12 protein-coding genes are annotated in these 16,908 nt (G+C 65.1%); all 12 read left to right on the forward strand.

Annotation, left to right across the window (positions count from 1 at the left end; all coding sequences use genetic code 11):
* Nucleotides 1-16: 16 nt before the first annotated feature.
* The 12 genes from ilvD (at nt 17) to AC1D14_RS01920 (ending at nt 16,869) form a co-directional block, all read left to right on the forward strand.
* Nucleotides 17-1,738 (forward strand): dihydroxy-acid dehydratase, encoded by a 1,722-nt coding sequence (gene ilvD, locus AC1D14_RS01865; protein ID WP_476880834.1) that lies wholly within the window; start codon nt 17-19, stop codon nt 1,736-1,738.
* 406 nt (nt 1,739-2,144) lie between these two features.
* Entirely contained in the window at nt 2,145-4,052 is a 1,908-nt protein-coding gene (locus AC1D14_RS01870; RefSeq protein ID WP_230116849.1) for an acetolactate synthase large subunit, read from the forward strand.
* 2 nt (nt 4,053-4,054) lie between these two features.
* The gene (gene ilvN / locus AC1D14_RS01875; protein ID WP_230116848.1) at nt 4,055-4,567 is read left to right on the forward strand and encodes an acetolactate synthase small subunit; all 513 of its coding nucleotides are present in this window, start codon (nt 4,055-4,057) and stop codon (nt 4,565-4,567) included.
* A gap of 86 nt (nt 4,568-4,653) precedes the next feature.
* A complete protein-coding gene (ilvC, locus tag AC1D14_RS01880; protein ID WP_230116847.1) occupies nt 4,654-5,679 on the forward strand; it encodes a ketol-acid reductoisomerase in 1,026 nt (341 codons plus the stop codon).
* Nucleotides 5,680-5,811: 132 nt separating this feature from the next.
* The gene (serA, locus tag AC1D14_RS01885) at nt 5,812-7,401 is read left to right on the forward strand and encodes a phosphoglycerate dehydrogenase (protein ID WP_476880835.1); all 1,590 of its coding nucleotides are present in this window, start codon (nt 5,812-5,814) and stop codon (nt 7,399-7,401) included.
* A 202-nt stretch (nt 7,402-7,603) separates the two neighbouring features.
* Nucleotides 7,604-10,399 (forward strand): ABC transporter permease, encoded by a 2,796-nt coding sequence (locus AC1D14_RS01890; protein ID WP_476967978.1) that lies wholly within the window; start codon nt 7,604-7,606, stop codon nt 10,397-10,399.
* Nucleotides 10,396-11,151, forward strand: coding sequence for an ABC transporter ATP-binding protein (locus tag AC1D14_RS01895; protein ID WP_230116844.1), 756 nt, complete (start codon nt 10,396-10,398; stop codon nt 11,149-11,151). Before AC1D14_RS01890 ends, AC1D14_RS01895 begins: the two co-directional genes overlap by 4 nt.
* Before the next feature lie 35 nt (nt 11,152-11,186).
* Complete coding sequence (gene metG, locus AC1D14_RS01900; RefSeq protein WP_230116843.1) at nt 11,187-12,746, forward strand: methionine--tRNA ligase; 1,560 nt, start codon at nt 11,187-11,189, stop codon at nt 12,744-12,746.
* Between the two features lie 133 nt (nt 12,747-12,879).
* Complete coding sequence (locus AC1D14_RS01905; RefSeq protein ID WP_230116842.1) at nt 12,880-13,932, forward strand: 3-isopropylmalate dehydrogenase; 1,053 nt, start codon at nt 12,880-12,882, stop codon at nt 13,930-13,932.
* A gap of 101 nt (nt 13,933-14,033) precedes the next feature.
* Nucleotides 14,034-15,146: a branched-chain amino acid aminotransferase gene (locus tag AC1D14_RS01910; RefSeq protein WP_230116841.1), complete on the forward strand. Its 1,113-nt coding sequence runs from the start codon at nt 14,034-14,036 to the stop codon at nt 15,144-15,146.
* A gap of 100 nt (nt 15,147-15,246) precedes the next feature.
* The gene (locus AC1D14_RS01915) at nt 15,247-16,044 is read left to right on the forward strand and encodes an MBL fold metallo-hydrolase (RefSeq protein WP_476967979.1); all 798 of its coding nucleotides are present in this window, start codon (nt 15,247-15,249) and stop codon (nt 16,042-16,044) included.
* A 48-nt stretch (nt 16,045-16,092) separates the two neighbouring features.
* Nucleotides 16,093-16,869, forward strand: a complete 777-nt coding sequence (locus AC1D14_RS01920; protein ID WP_230116839.1) for a fumarylacetoacetate hydrolase family protein — start codon at nt 16,093-16,095, stop codon at nt 16,867-16,869.
* Nucleotides 16,870-16,908: the final 39 nt, after the last annotated feature.

Consider the following 16,908-nt stretch of genomic DNA (forward strand, 5'->3'; position numbering starts at 1 on the left):
TCATAGACTTTGACCCATGAGTGAGGACACCCAGATCGCAACCGACAACAAGCCTGACATCAAGCCCCGGAGCCGGGTCGTCACCGATGGCATTCACGCGGCTCCGGCACGCGGCATGTTCCGGGCCGTGGGGATGGGCGATGACGACTTCGCCAAGCCGCAGATCGGTGTCGCGAGTTCGTGGAACGAGATCACTCCCTGCAACCTTTCCTTGAACAGGCTGGCCCAGGGCGCCAAGGAGGGCGTCCACGCCGGCGGCGGCTTCCCGATGCAGTTCGGCACGATCTCCGTTTCCGACGGCATTTCCATGGGCCACGAGGGCATGCACTTCTCCCTGGTCTCCCGCGAGGTCATTGCTGACTCCGTGGAAACGGTGATGCAGGCCGAGCGGATCGACGGCTCTGTTCTGCTGGCCGGCTGTGACAAGTCCCTTCCCGGCATGCTCATGGCGGCCGCGCGCCTGGACCTGGCCAGCGTCTTCCTGTACGCCGGCTCCATCATGCCGGGCTGGGTCAAGCTCGAGGACGGCTCCGAAAAGGAAGTCACCCTCATCGACGCCTTTGAGGCCGTTGGCGCCTGCGCTGCCGGCAAGATGAGCATGGAAGACCTGACCCGCATCGAAAAGGCCATCTGCCCGGGCGAAGGCGCCTGCGGCGGCATGTACACGGCCAACACCATGGCCTGCATCGGCGAGGCCCTGGGCATGTCCCTGCCGGGTTCCGCGGCGCCGCCCTCGGCGGACCGCCGCCGCGATGAGTTTGCCCGCAAGTCCGGCGAGGCAGTGGTGAACCTGCTGCGCCTGGGCATTACCGCCCGGGACATCATGACCAAGAAGGCGTTCGAGAACGCCATCGCCGTGACCATGGCCTTCGGCGGCTCCACCAACGCCGTGCTGCACCTGCTGGCCATCGCCCGCGAAGCCGAGGTCGAGCTGACCCTGGATGACTTCAACCGCATCGGCGACAAGATCCCGCACCTGGGTGACCTGAAGCCGTTCGGCCGCTACGTCATGACCGACGTCGACAAGATCGGCGGCGTGCCGGTCATCATGCGCGCACTGCTCGACGCCGGGCTGCTGCACGGCGACTGCCTCACCGTCACCGGCAAGACCCTGGCGGAGAACCTTGCGTCCATCAACCCGCCGGACCTGGACGGCAAGATCCTCCGTGCGCTGGACAACCCGATCCACAAGACCGGTGGAATCACCATCCTGCACGGTTCCATGGCACCTGAGGGTGCCGTGGTGAAGAGCGCCGGCTTCGACGCCGACGTCTTCGAAGGCACCGCGCGGGTATTCGAGCGCGAGCAGGGTGCTCTTGACGCGCTGGACAAGGGCCTGATCAAGGCGGGCGACGTCGTGGTGATCCGCTACGAAGGACCGAAGGGCGGCCCCGGCATGCGCGAAATGCTCGCCATCACCGGAGCCATCAAGGGTGCGGGCCTCGGCAAGGACGTCCTGCTCCTGACCGACGGCCGCTTCTCCGGCGGCACCACGGGCCTGTGCATCGGCCACGTTGCCCCTGAAGCGGTCGACGGCGGTCCGATCGCCTTCGTCAAGGACGGTGACCGTATCCGTGTGGACATCGCTGCCCGGAGCTTCGATCTTCTGGTCGACGACGCCGAACTCGAGTCCCGCAAGATCGGCTGGGAACCGCTTCCGGCCAAGTTCACCAAGGGCGTCCTGGCCAAGTACGCCAAGCTGGTGCACAGCGCCTCCACCGGAGCATACTGCGGGTGACACAAAGTTGAGCCCGTCGCCGTTAGGGCGGCAGGGCTTAATAAGAAGCTCCGTTAGGTCCCTGGCGATCGGCGTTCGCGCCGTTCGCCGGGGGTAGGAGCGAGAAGTGACCGGACCGGGATGTTCGGTTGATGGACAATGAAGTCCAAATGGTGAGACGGCGGTCAGCTTCGTTGACACGCATCCCACCAGAGGGAAAACTGAACGCATGATCGCATTCGTTACCGTCGGCGCCGTCGTCGTACTTACCAAGCGCGTGGCTCCATAGCCCGACTGGTAACGAACTGTCACGCGCAACCCCTCGAAGAGCCGCCAGGCTGAGGGGTTTTTTTATTTTCCAGCGTGACAGCAGTTTCAGCTTTCATGTAGCACCGCCCCAATTCAAGATTCACTAAGGAAGAGTCCGATGAGCAAAGGATCGCCGATCAGCCCCTCGCTGATGGCTACTAAGTCCGCTGGAGCCCCCAAGGCTCCGGAACGCGCCGACCGGACGGCTGAAACCGCCGTCGGCGTCGACACTGCTGCAACCGCCTCTCCTGTCCTCGGGCCGAACAACGTTGTACCCCCAACGGTGATGACCGGCTCGCAAGCTATTGTCCGCTCGCTCGAAGAACTCGGCGTCGACGATATTTTCGGTTTACCCGGTGGCGCGATCCTGCCCACCTATGACCCTCTGATGGCCTCCAAAATGAACCACGTTCTGGTCCGTCACGAACAGGGAGCCGGCCACGCCGCGCAAGGCTATGCCATGGTCACCGGGCGGGTGGGCGTCTGCATCGCCACCTCGGGCCCCGGTGCCACCAACCTCGTCACCGCCATCATGGATGCCCACATGGACTCCGTCCCGCTCGTGGCCATCACCGGCCAGGTGTCCAGCGGAGTCATCGGGACCGATGCCTTCCAGGAGGCGGACATTGTCGGCATCACCATGCCGATCACCAAGCATTCGTTCCTGGTCACGGACCCCAACGACATCCCCCATGTCATGGCTGAGGCCTTCCACCTCGCCTCGACGGGCCGGCCGGGACCCGTCCTTGTAGACGTTGCCAAGGACGCCCAGCAGGGCCAGATGACATTCTCCTGGCCGCCGAAAATCGATCTCCCGGGCTACCGTCCCGTGGTCCGCGGGCACAACAAGCAGGTCCGCGAGGCGGCCAAACTGATCGCGGCAGCCAGCAAGCCTGTGCTGTACGTCGGCGGCGGCGTGGTCAAGGCCCACGCCTCGGCCGAACTGATGGAGCTGGCGGAGCTGACCGGTGCCCCCGTGGTCACCACGCTCATGGCACGCGGCGCCTTCCCGGACTCGCACCCGCAGCATGTCGGCATGCCCGGCATGCACGGAACTGTGTCCGCCGTGACGGCCCTGCAGCAGTCGGACCTCCTGATCACCCTCGGCGCCCGTTTCGATGACCGGGTTACCGGCATCCTGAAGTCGTTCGCGCCCAACGCCAAGGTGATCCACGCAGACATCGATCCCGCCGAGATTTCCAAGAACCGCACGGCCGACGTCCCGATTGTGGGCTCCGTCAAGGAGATCATCCCGGAGCTCACCGAAGCGGTGCGGACCCTGTTCGGGACCGCGGGCACGCCGGACCTCGCGAACTGGTGGACGTTCCTTAACAACCTGAAGGACACGTACCCGCTGGGGTGGACCGAGCCCGAGGACGGTCTCAGCGCCCCGCAGCGCGTCATCGAACGCATCGGCGCGCTGACGGGCCCTGAGGGAATCTACGTTGCGGGCGTGGGCCAGCACCAGATGTGGGCCGCGCAGTTCATCAAGTACGAGCGCCCGCACGCCTGGCTGAACTCGGGCGGCGCCGGCACCATGGGCTACGCGGTTCCCGCAGCCATGGGCGCCAAGGTGGGGGAGCCGGACCGTGTGGTCTGGGCCATCGACGGCGACGGCTGCTTCCAGATGACCAACCAGGAACTGGCCACCTGCGCCATCAACAAGATCCCCATCAAGGTCGCCGTGATCAACAACTCCTCGCTGGGCATGGTCCGGCAGTGGCAGACGCTTTTCTATGAGGGCCGCTACTCCAACACGGACCTCAACACTGGCCACGACACCGTCCGGATCCCGGACTTCGTCAAGCTGGGCGAGGCCTACGGCTGTGCGTCCTTCCGCTGCGAACGCGACGAGGACATCGACGCCACGATCCAGAAGGCCCTGGCAATCAACGACCGCCCCGTGGTTATTGATTTCGTTGTCAGTCCTAACTCCATGGTGTGGCCGATGGTGCCCGCCGGCGTCAGCAATGACCAGATCCAGGTTGCCCGCAACATGACCCCGGAATGGGAAGAGGAGGACTGAACATGCCCCGCCACACACTGTCTGTTCTGGTCGAAGACAAGCCCGGTGTGCTGACCCGCGTCGCGAGCCTCTTCGCGCGCCGGGCCTTCAACATCAATTCCCTGGCCGTCGGCCCGACGGAAGTCCCGGGCATGTCCCGGATGACCGTTGTCGTCGACGCCGACGGTGACCTGATCGAACAGGTCACCAAGCAGTTGAACAAGCTGGTCAACGTGATCAAGATTGTTGAACTCACCTCAGAATCTTCCGTACAGCGTGACCACATCCTGGTCAAGGTACGTGCAGATGCCGCAACACGCCTGCAGGTGACCCAGGCTGCAGACCTGTTCCGTGCTTCAGTGGTCGACGTCTCCACAGACTCCGTGGTCATTGAAGCAACCGGCCACCCAGAAAAACTCACGGCACTCCTTTCAGTGCTCGAGCCCTTCGGTATCCGCGAAATCGTGCAGTCCGGCACCTTGGCCGTTGGACGGGGATCCCGCTCCATGAGTGACAGGGCGTTGCGCAGCGCTTAAGGCACAGCCTTCCTGCAGCGCATGCCTAGGCATTACCGCACCACAGACCACCATCTATAAAGAATCCACTCAAAGGAGACACCCCAGTGACTGAAATGTTCTACGACGACGACGCCGACCTGTCGATCATCCAGGGTCGCAAGGTTGCCATTGTCGGCTATGGCTCTCAGGGCCACGCCCACGCGCTGAACCTGCGCGATTCCGGCGTCGAGGTTGTCATCGCGCTCAAGGAAGGCTCGAAGTCGATCGCCAAGGCCGAGGAAGCAGGCTTCACGGTCAAGAATGTTGCCGACGCCGCCGAATGGGCCGACGTCATCATGATCCTGGCACCGGACCAGCACCAGCGCTCGATCTACAACGACTCCATCAAGGACAAGCTGACCGCGGGCAAGGCCCTGGCTTTCGCACACGGCTTCAACATCCGCTTCGGCTACATCGAGGCTCCGGAGGGCGTCGACGTCATCCTGATCGCCCCGAAGGCTCCCGGCCACACGGTGCGCCGCGAGTTCGAAGCCGGCCGTGGCATCCCGGACATCATCGCCGTGGAGCAGGACGCCACCGGTTCCGCCTGGGAGCTGGCCAAGTCCTACGCCAAGGCCATTGGCGGCACCCGCGCCGGTGTCATCAAGACCACCTTCACCGAAGAGACCGAAACGGACCTCTTCGGCGAGCAGTCCGTCCTGTGCGGCGGCGTGTCCCAGCTGGTCCAGTACGGCTTCGAGACCCTGACCGAGGCCGGCTACCAGCCGCAGATCGCCTACTTCGAGGTGCTTCACGAGCTGAAGCTCATCGTTGACCTCATGTGGGAAGGCGGCATTGCCAAGCAGCGTTGGAGCGTCTCCGACACCGCAGAGTACGGCGACTACGTCTCCGGCCCGCGCGTCATCACCCCCGAGGTGAAGGAAAACATGAAGGCTGTTCTCGCCGACATCCAGAACGGTGCCTTCGCCAAGCGCTTCATTGACGACCAGGACAATGGCGGCGCCGAATTCAAGGAACTGCGTGCAAAGGCAGAGCAGCACCCGATCGAGGGTGTGGGCCGCGAACTTCGCTCCCTGTTCTCCTGGCAGCAGCAGGACGAGGACTACGTCGAAGGCTCTGCAGCCCGCTAGGGCTGAGGCTTTCGCTTAGGAGCCCTTCAGAACGCGACAGTGAGGCCGGGTTCACACTTAACAATGTGAGCCCGGCCTTTCCGTCAGCCTAGACTTAATTCATCCCCCGGACTGCAACGCAGAGGATCAGCCGTGTCAAAACCCGTAGTACTGCTCGCCGAAGAACTTTCGCCCGCCACAATCGAGGCCCTTGGCCCGGACTTTGAAATCCGCCAGACCGACGGCGCCGACCGCTCCCAGCTGCTCTCTGCCATTGCGGACGTCGACGCCATCCTGGTGCGGTCCGCCACGAAGGTGGACGCCGAAGCCATCGCAGCGGCGAAGAACCTGAAGGTCATCGCCCGCGCCGGCGTCGGGCTGGACAACGTTGACATCAAGGCGGCCACGCAGGCCGGCGTCATGGTGGTCAACGCCCCGACGTCCAACATCGTCTCCGCCGCCGAACTCACGGTCGGCCACATCCTGAGCCTGGCGCGCCACATTCCGCAGGCCAGCGCCGCCCTCAAGGACGGTGAGTGGAAGCGCTCCAAGTACACGGGCATCGAACTCTTCGAGAAGAAGATCGGCATCATTGGCCTGGGCCGGATCGGCGCCCTGGTGGCCGCACGGCTCCAGGGCTTCGACACGGAAATCCTCGCGTACGATCCGTACATCACCTCCGCCCGCGCTGCCCAGCTCGGCGTGAAGCTTGTCACCCTGGATGAGCTGCTTGCCCAGTCGGACTTCGTGACGATCCACATGCCCAAGACCCCCGAAACGGTCGGCATGCTCGGCGCTGACGCCTTCACCAAGATGAAGCGCACGGCCTACGTCATCAACGTGGCCCGTGGCGGACTCGTTGACGAGGAAGCCCTCTACGCGGCACTGCAGGACGGCCAGATCGCCGGCGCGGCAGTGGACGTCTTCGTCCAGGAGCCCAGCACAGACCTGCCCTTCTTCAAGCTGGACAATGTTGTGGTCACCCCGCACCTGGGTGCCTCCACGGACGAAGCCCAGGAGAAGGCCGGCGTTTCCGTGGCCAGGTCAGTACGACTCGCCCTCGCCGGTGAGCTCGTGCCGGATGCGGTCAACGTTGCCGGCGGCGTGATCGCCCCCGACGTCCGCCCGGGCATCCCACTGATCGAGAAGCTGGGCCGCATTTTCACAGCCCTTACCCACGCCTCCCTGACCCAGATCGACGTTGAGGTTGCCGGTGAGATCGCCTCCCTCGACGTCAAGGTCCTGGAGCTCGCTGCCCTCAAGGGCATCTTCGCTGACGTTGTCACCGAGCAGGTGTCCTACGTCAACGCGCCCGTCATCGCTGAACAGCGCGGCATCAACACCCGCCTCATCACGACTCCCGATGCCGAGGACTACCGCAACGTCCTGACCCTGCGCGGAGCCTTGAGCGACGGCAGCCAGATCTCCGTTGCCGGCACCCTGACCGGCCCGAAGCAGGTGCAGAAGCTCGTTGGCGTCAACGGCTACGACGTCGAAATCCCCATCAGCGAACACCTCGTGGTGGTGTCCTACGCTGACAGGCCCGGCGTCATCGGTACGATCGGCCACATCCTGGGTATGAACAACATCAACATCGGCGGCATGCAGGTGGCACGCCAGGCAGAGGGCGGCCAGGTGCTGGCGCTGCTCACCATCGACAGCTCCGTCCCGCAGCAGGTGCTGGATGCCATCAAGGCCGGCATCGGTGCGGAAATGGTGCGCGAAGTGGATCTCGAGGACTAGGGATCCCGCCCCGGGGTGAACTCTGCGCGGCAGGGAGGACACCCCGGCTAAATATGATTGGCCGGTCTGCGTACAATGGCTACGTCCGAATTAAGGATCTTGCCGGCAGACCGGCCAATACTTTTTGCACGCCCGCAAGGGAAACCTCCACCTCCAAAGGTGATCGAGTCGTGCGCACGCAATCCAGGTTTCAGGGAGCCCAATGAACGCCGTCCAGAGGTTCATCAGAAGCAAAGTGCTGCTGCTGACCGCTGCCATTTTGATCGCCGCCATGTGCCTGTCCGTCCTCGTCCAGAACCAGTCGCAGGCAGCGCTGAACCGGACCGTGGACGAAAACTCGCGCGGGCTCTATGACATCCTGGTCCAGGCCAAGGCGGGTTCCGGGGGTGCACTGATGCAGCCGGAGATCGCCAACGGCCAGGGCGGCATCAGCTTCGGCCAGCTGCAGGGCATCAGGGACCTCTCGGGCACCTCGGTCGCAGCCCCCATCAGCCTGGTCTCCCGCGTCACCCAGAACCTGGAAGCCCCGCGGCTTGAGGCCATGGACTACCTCGGCTTCAACGCCGGGCTGGTGGGCACGGCTACGGCAAGCCAGCCGGGCGGCACAGATCCCAGCAAGTGGCCGGCCGCACAGTCGGTCCTCAGCGATACTCCCAAGAAGTACCGCCTGACGGCCAGCGCCACCAGTTCCGACGGCGCTTCCGAGCAGACTCTCTTCAAGTCCACCGCGGAAGGAACCCTCGGCAAGGCCCGACTCGTCGAAGAACAGGCCGCCGGCGGCAAAAGCATCCGCATTGCCGGACCCGAGGGTGAGACGGGCATCAAGTTCCCGGCACCCGCGGGCGGATCCGAGCACAACCTCTTCAACCTCTCCGTAGCCCTGCCCATGGCGCCGGAGGTCACCGAGTCTGTGGTCGCCGTCGACCCCGTTTCGGAGCGCGCACTGCTGGGAACCGCCGGCGACTTCCTTGCCCCGCTGGAGAAGGCACCGCCGGCCGACGCCCGCAACGCGGGCGCGATCGGACGCCACTTCGAAAGCCTCTTCACCACCGGCATCGGCATGAAGGAACTCGAGGAGGGGCCCGATTTCCTGGGCGTGAAGCTCAAGTACTGGGCGCCGCTGATGACCCAGTACCAGCAGGCCAAACTGAACGGCCAGCTGACCGAGGATTCCCAGGCCATACCCCTGATTGTCCGCTCGGGCACGTCCGTTGACCTGAAATACTCGGTGAAGATCGAGGAAATCGATGACTCCGGGAACGTGGTCAAGGAGGTCGGGACGGTGGACCGGTCCCTGGACAAGGATTACCTTCCGTTCGTCTCCAAATCGCCCTTTGCCCTCGCCTGGCCGGGATCCACCGATTACTCCAAGCTGCTGGGGAACTCGTCGAACTTCAGCCGCGGCCTCTACACCCCTGCCGCCTGGAGCACGAACTTCGCGTCAGCTCCCAAGTACACGGATGGCTCCACCGCGGGCAACGGTGCTGTCGACAAGACCGCAACGCCGGGCGAGTGGGTCACCGTCAACCGTCTTCCGGAGAAGACAGCGGCCGGGGAACCTGTGGACCAGACCCAGCGCAATCCGGTCGATGAGCGCTCCTACCGGGACAACCTCGAAACGGGGAAGAAGCTCGCCGCACCCCTGGCCATGGTCTACGGGACGTTCGACCCCGCCGCCGTCAAAGAAGCGGCTGGGGATGTGAACAGGCTTCCGCTGGGCGGCTACGACCCCACTCCGCTGACGCTGACCAAGGACGCCCAGGGCAAGGATGTCCAGGACACCACGCTCAAGCCGTCACTCAGTGCCACCGGGCTGGTCAGCCAGTCGGCCGGCGCCATCACGGACTTCTACGGTCTCGCGGCCGCACGCGGGTTCGAGAAGAACACCTCGGTCATCGACGCCGTGCGCGTCCGGGCCAGCGCGCCTGGAAGCTGGAAGCAGGCCCAGCCGGAGGTTGAAAAGCTCGCCAACGAGATCCGGGACATGGGCCTTGAGGCCACCATCGTGGCCGGCTCTGCGCGCGAGGACGCCAACATCTTCGTCCCCGGCTACTCCAAGGACGACGCCGGCAAGGAATCTGCGCTGGGCACCGTCCAGCAATCATGGGTCAGGCAGGATGCTGCCGACGCCGTGTCCGGCTCGCTGACCGCCACCAACCTCACGCTTCTCTTCCTCACCCTCTGCGGCGCTGCGCTGCTGACAGGCGCCTCCACCGTCAGCTACGTCCGGCAGCGCCGCCGCGAGGCCGGCACCCTGCGCGCCATGGGCTGGACCCAGCGGCGGATCCGCTCGTGGGTGCTGGAGGAATTTGCCGTCGGCGCCGGGCTTCTGGCCGTCGCGGGTATCGTCCTGAGCCTGCTGAGCTGGAACCTCGCCACGGTGATTGTCTCGGCGTCGGTGCTGTTCCTGTATGCGGCCGCGGCCTTCTTTGCAGCCCAGCAGCTCCGCCACCGCGAGGAGATCGACCAGGAACCCCAGCACGACGAGCGGCTCATCGCCGTCGACTCGCCCCTGACGTTCGCAAACCGGCAGCTGAGCACCAACCGCTTCAATGCCATCTCGCTTGCCGTGGCCGTCGGAGTGTTCGGTGCAGCAGTGGGCGGCCTGATCGCCCTGCTGATCGACATCCCGCGTGCCGCCGGCGTCAGCGCACTGAGCGGCCTGGCTGCTGCCAGCGTCGCCCTGCCAAGCATCGTCCTGGGCCTCTCCGGAGTTGCGGTGGGACTCCTGCTGACGCTCGTCACCGGCCGCTTTGAACTGCAGGCCAAGCGCCAGTACCTGGGCACCCTTGAGGCCATGGGCTGGAACCCCGACATGCTGGGCCAGGTCCGTTTCTTCGAAAATGCCCTGGTGGGCGCGGTGGCTGTGCCATTGGGCGTGCTGGGCGCCCTGGGCGTGGGGCTGCTCCTGGCCCCCTATGCCGCGCTCTGGGCCGCCGTGGCCGGGCTCGTGGCCGTACTTTGCTGGATTCCGATTGCAACGAAAGTAGTCCAATGACCAACGACCTTAACCTTCGCCGGGCGCGCGGGAACGACGACGGCGAGGGCTCGCTCCAGACGCGCGCCAACACCCTCGTCAAGGCCGCCGATCACGGTACCCCGCTCGAGCTGAGCAATATCACCATCCGCTACGGCGGCGGAAAAGGCGGAGCCGACGCCGTCAGCGTGGTGGAGGGCTTCGACCTGACGCTCCACGCAGGTGAGATGCACTGTGTCGCCGGCCGAAGCGGCTCCGGCAAGACCAGCATCCTGACCGTGGGCGCGGGACTCACCCTGCCGACGTCGGGCCGGGTGCTGTGGGAGGGGCAGTCGCTCGAAAGCATGGGCGATGACGAGATCGCTGACCGCCGGCGTGCCCTGATCGGCTACGTCGACCAGGGCGGGGCGCTGATCGACGGCATGAGTGCCCTTGAAAATGTCCTGCTGCCCGCAGTCCCGGACGGTGAAGTGGATAAGCGCCGCGACATGGCCAAGGACCTCTTGGATCTTGTGGGACTTGGCCGCCGGATGAGGCACCGCCCAGCCCAGCTCTCCGGCGGTGAGCGCCAGCGCGTCGCCATTGCCCGGGCCCTGATTCTGGGAACACGCGTCCTGGTAGTGGATGAGCCCACAGCCAGCCTGGACCGCGCGTCCGCCAACCGCATCATCAGCATCCTTAAGGACACGACGTCCGACGGGATTGCCGTCCTCGTTGCTTCACATGACCACGAACTGGTCCGGCTGAGCGATACGCTGACCGAACTGATCTAGATTCATCCCTCCGCACTAAAGGTAACGTTCCGCCCGTGACTTCCCCAGACAAGCGCCCGTTCTACATCACCACGGCCATCACCTACCCCAACGGTGTGCCGCACATCGGCCACGCGTATGAGTACATTGCCACCGATGCAATGGCCCGTTTTAAGCGGCTCGATGGCTACGACGTGATGTTCCTGACGGGCACTGACGAGCACGGTCTGAAAATCGCCCAGGCCGCGGAGAAGGAAGGTGTCACGCCGAAGGAGCTCGTGGACCGGAACGCGGAAATCTACAAGGCGGCGCACGCTGCCCTGGGGATCTCCTACGACCGCTTCATCCGCACCACGGACACCGACCACTACACCGCTTCGCAGGCCATCTGGAAGAAGATGGAAGCCAACGGCGACATCTACCTCTCCAAGTACGAAGGCTGGTACTCCGTCCGCGACGAGGCCTACTACGTGGAAGACGACACCGTGGTGAAGGAGGACGGCGACCGGTACACCAAGGAGACCGACACCCCTGTCACTTGGACGGCCGAGGAGAGCTACTTCTTCCGCCTCTCCAACTACCAGGACAAGCTGCTGGCGCTCTACGAGGCGCAGCCGGAGTTCGGCGCCCCGCAGTCCCGTTTCAACGAGGTCATCAGCTTCGTCAAGCGCGGCCTCGAAGACCTGTCCATCAGCCGCACCACCTTTGACTGGGGCGTTCCGGTACCCGGCAACGACAAGCACGTCATGTACGTATGGGTGGACGCCCTGACGAACTACCTGACCGGCGCCGGATACCCGGATGTGGAATCGGCGTCCTTCAGGAAATTCTGGCCTGCCGACGTCCACGTGATCGGCAAGGACATCTCGCGCTTCCACGCCATCTACTGGCCTGCTTTTCTGATGAGTGCCGGCCTGGAACTGCCGCGGCGCGTGATGATCCACGGCTTCCTGCACAACAATGGAGTGAAGATGTCGAAGTCGCTGGGCAACGTGGTGGCCCCGGCCGACTTCGTAGCCCAGTACGGCCTGGACCAGGTCCGGTTCTTCTTCCTCCGTGAAGTGCCTTTCGGCGCAGATGGCAGCTACAACCACGAGGCGATCGTGGGGCGGATGAACTCGGACCTCGCCAACAACTTCGGAAACCTGGCGCAGCGGTCGCTGTCCATGGTGGCGAAGAACTGCGAAGGCCGGGTGCCGGTCCCCGGAGCCTTCACCGCCGAGGACCAGGCCATCCTGGCCCAGGCGAACGGCCTGCTTGAGCAGGCGCGCGCCGCCTTCGACAAGCAGGAATTCAGCCGTGCCCTTGAAGCGATCTGGGGTGTGCTGGGCGACACCAACGCGTACTTCGCCGAGCAGGCCCCCTGGGTCCTGCGGAAGTCCGACGTCGAACGCATGCGGACTGTGCTGTACGTGACCCTTGAGGTGCTTCGCATCGTCGCGATCCTGGCGCAGCCGGTCATGCCGGGGGCGTCGGCGGCCCTTCTGGGCACGTTGGGGCAGCCGGAGGGCGACGCCCGGCAGTTCGCTGCCATCCCGACGCCGATTGTCGCCGGCACCGAACTGCCCGCGCCGGCACCGGTCTTCCCCAAGTACGAAGAGCCCGCCGAAGCGTAGCCCCCTGCCGGACGCTCCCTCACCCTTCACCGGAAGGGCGGGGGAGCGTTCGCCTTTAATCCCCCCGTCGCGGCGCTGCTCGAATAATGAGACGGTTTGACCAGAATGTGGATGGCTTGGCTACCCTGAAAACATGAGCGCATCAACGATCAATCTCGCTGTCATCCCCGGTGACGGCATTGGCCCCGAGGTCATCGCCGAAGCCATCAAGGTCCTCGAAAAAGTGGTCGCCGCCGAAGGCGTCACCCTCGAGCAGACCCACTACAAGCTCGGTGCGCAGCACTGGCTGGAGACCGGCGAGACACTTCCGGAGTCCGTGCTCGAGGACCTGCGGACCCGCGACGCCATCCTGTTCGGCGCGGTCGGCGCCGCCCCCGGGGACACCCGGATCCCCTCCGGCATCATCGAGCGCGAGATGCTCCTCAAGCTGCGGTTCAGCCTTGACCACTTCGTCAACCTGCGTCCCTCCAGGCTCTACGGCGGCGTGGGCAGCCCGCTGTCCGCCCCTGGAGCCATTGATTTCATCGTGGTCCGGGAAGGCACCGAAGGCCCCTATGTGGGCAACGGTGGCACCCTGCGTGCCGGCACCCGCCATGAGGTGGCCACGGAAGTCTCGCTGAACACCGCGCATGGCGTGGAGCGAGTGGTGCGCGATGCGTTCCGGCGCGCCAGCGAGCGCCCGCGCAAGAAGCTGACCCTGGTCCACAAGCACAACGTCCTGGTGTACGCCGGGCACCTCTGGAAGCGCACGGTGGAAGCCGTCGCCGAGGAATTCCCCGAAGTCAGCCACGACTACCTGCACATCGACGCCGCCACGATCTTCATGGTCACCGACCCCTCACGCTTCGACGTGATCGTCACGGACAACCTCTTCGGCGACATCATCACGGACCTCGCTGCGGCCATCACCGGCGGCATCGGACTGGCAGCATCCGGTAACATCAACATGGACCGGACGGCCCCGTCCATGTTTGAACCGGTTCACGGATCCGCTCCGGACATTGCCGGGCAGCAGAAGGCGGACCCCACGGCCGCCATCCTGTCGGCGGCGCTGCTGCTGGACCATTTGGGCTTCTCCGACGCGGCACGCAAGATCGAGACCGCGGTGGTGGCCGACGTCGAAAGCCGCAACGGCGAAGCGCGGACCACCAGCGCCATTGGCGACGCCATTGCCGCTGCCGTTTAGCCCCGTCCAGCAGGCGTAAGCTTGACCTGAATCACCAAAATGCTGCCGTGGTCCGATGCTGAACCACGTTCACATGCCAGGCAGCCGACAGTGGAGGAACCATGACTCAGACTGCCCATGGCGTCGAATTCACCCAGCAGCCGTCGGCCACCCCGAAGTCTGCTGAAGAGCGTGCAGCCATCCTGGCGAACCCGGGTTTCGGCAACTACTTCACCGACCACACCGCGATCGTTGACTACAGCGTCGATGAAAACGGACAGGGCGGCTGGCGCGATGCCCGGATTGAGGCCTACGGGCCCATCATGCTTGACCCCTCGGCAGCCGTCCTGCACTACGGGCAGGAGATCTTCGAAGGGCTCAAGGCCTACCGGCACGCCGACGGCACCATCTGGACCTTCCGGCCCGAGGCCAACGCCGCGCGCATGAACCAGTCCGCCCGCCGCCTGGCCCTGCCGGAGATTCCGGCCGAGTACTTCCTGGGTGCCATCCGTGAACTCGTGGCCGCGGACAAGGAATGGGTCCCGGCCGGCGACGGCGAGGCCCTTTACCTGCGTCCATTCATGATCGCCACCGAGGCATTCCTGGGCGTCCGCGCCGCCCGCGAGGTGTCCTTCCGGGTCATCGCGTCGCCGGCAGGCAACTACTTCGGCGGCGAGCTGAAGCCCGTTTCCATCTGGATCTCGCGACAGTACGCCCGCGCAGGCCGCGGCGGTACCGGCGCCGCGAAGTGTGGCGGCAACTACGCGGCGTCGCTGATCGCGCAGCAGGAAGCTGAGGCCCACGGCTGCAAGCAGGTGCTGTTCCTCGACCAGTTCAACGACAACGCGGTAGAGGAACTGGGCGGCATGAACGTGTTCTTCGTGATGAAGGACGGCTCGCTGGTCACGCCCGCCCTGACCGGAACCATTCTTGAGGGCGTCACGCGGATGTCCGTCATGCAGGTGGCCAAGGACATGGGCCGCGAAGTCGCAGAGCGCAAGATCACGCTGGATGAATGGCGTGACGGCGTGGCCTCCGGTGACATCACCGAGGTTTTCGCCTGCGGCACCGCCGCCGTCATCACACCCATCGGCGTCCTTAAGGACGACACGGAGTTCATCGGTTCGGAGGACGCCAAGGCTGGCGAAACCACCATGGCCATCCGCGAGCAGCTGCTCGGCATCCAGACGGGCAAGGTCGCCGACACCCACGGCTGGCTGACCCGGCTCGCCTGACGCTTTTGTACGTACGACGGCGGGTGGCCGGGGTGGTGCCGTTGCGGCACTGAACCGGCCGCCCGCCGTCGGCGTTTCCCGGAAATGCAAGAATGGGACTGTGAATCCGGACATCACGCCAGCCCTCAAAGCCAGCAGCCCGCTGACCAGGTTCCACCTGGCCCCGAACCCCGGGCCCATGAGCCTGGACGGCACCAATTCGTACCTTATTAGTGCAGGGGGCCATCCAGGGACCGCTGTGGTGGACCCTGGCCCGCTCGACGAGGCGCACCTCCAGGCGCTGGCCGCTGCTGGTTCCGTGGAACTGATCCTGATCACCCACCGCCATGCGGACCACGCCGCCGGGGCGGCACGCCTCCACGAACTGACGGGTGCGCCCGTCCGCGCGGCCGACCCGGCGCACTGCATCGGGGCCGCGCCGCTCCGGCCCGGTGAGACCATCGCAGTTGCCGGAACCGAAGTCCGGGTGGTCGCCACCCCGGGCCACACCTCCGATTCGGTCTGCTTCCACCTGCCCCTCGACGGGCCGGCCGGTTCCGTGCTCACCGGCGACACGATCCTGGGCCGCGGGACAACCGTTCTGGACCACCCGGACGGCCGTCTGGATGACTACCTGTCTTCCCTCGACCGGCTGGAACTGCTGGGGCCAGCCACCGTGCTGCCTGCGCATGGTCCGGTCCTTCCGGCACTCGACGCCGTGGTCCGGGACTACCGCAGCCACCGCCTGGACCGGCTCAGCCAGATCCGGGCGGCCCTCGCCGGCTTGGGCGGGAAGGCCGGAGTCGCGGAGGTCACGGATGTTGTCTATGCCGACGTCGATCCGGCAGTGCGGCGCGCGGCCGAGAATTCGGTGGCTGCCCAGCTGGAGTATCTGCGCACCCTGCACGACCGGACCTGACGGCGGGACGCGACGAGGGAGCCGAACCAAGACTGTAGGCTTGGAACCATGCGTATTGCCCGGTTTGTAGTCGATTCTGATCCCCTCTACGGCGTTGTTGAAGGCCAGTCCGGCAGTGAGGAAATTACTGTCATCAACGGCGACCCGTTCTTCAACGGCGTGGAACGCACGCACGTCCGCCACAAGCTGGAGGACGTCCGCCTGCTCGCACCCATCATTCCCCGCAGCAAGGTCATCGGCGTGGGCAGGAATTTCGTGGAGCACGCCCGCGAGCTCGGCAACGAAGTGCCGCAGCAGCCCCTGCTGTTCCTCAAGCCCAACACCTCGGTGGTAGGCCCGAACGATCCCATCGTGCTGCCGGAGTTCTCCGATGAAGTCTCCTACGAGGCCGAGCTCTGCGTCGTCATCGGCCGGATCTGCAAGGACGTTCCGGAAGAACGCGCGGACGACGTCATCTTCGGGTACACCTGCGGCAATGACCTCACCGCCCGGGACGTTCAGAAGACCGACCTGCAGTGGGCCCGCGCCAAGGGGTTCGACACCTCCGCGCCGCTGGGGCCCTGGATCGAAACCGAACTGGACCCCGAGGACCTGTCCATCAAGGGGTGGCTCAACGGCGAACTCCGCCAGGACGGCAGCACCAGCCAGATGATCCGCGGCGTCCGGGAACTTGTTTCCATCGTCTCGAGCGCGTTTACCCTCCTCCCCGGCGACGTCATCATGACCGGCACCCCGGCCGGCGTCGACCTCGTGCAGGCCGGTGACCGGTACGAGGTGGAAATCGAGGGCATCGGCAGGCTGTCCAACCCGATAGTCCGCCGCTAACTGCTTTTCGCTCCGATTTCGGACGGCCGCACCGTGGAT

This window comes from Arthrobacter sp. P1_B11, assembly GCF_056406715.1.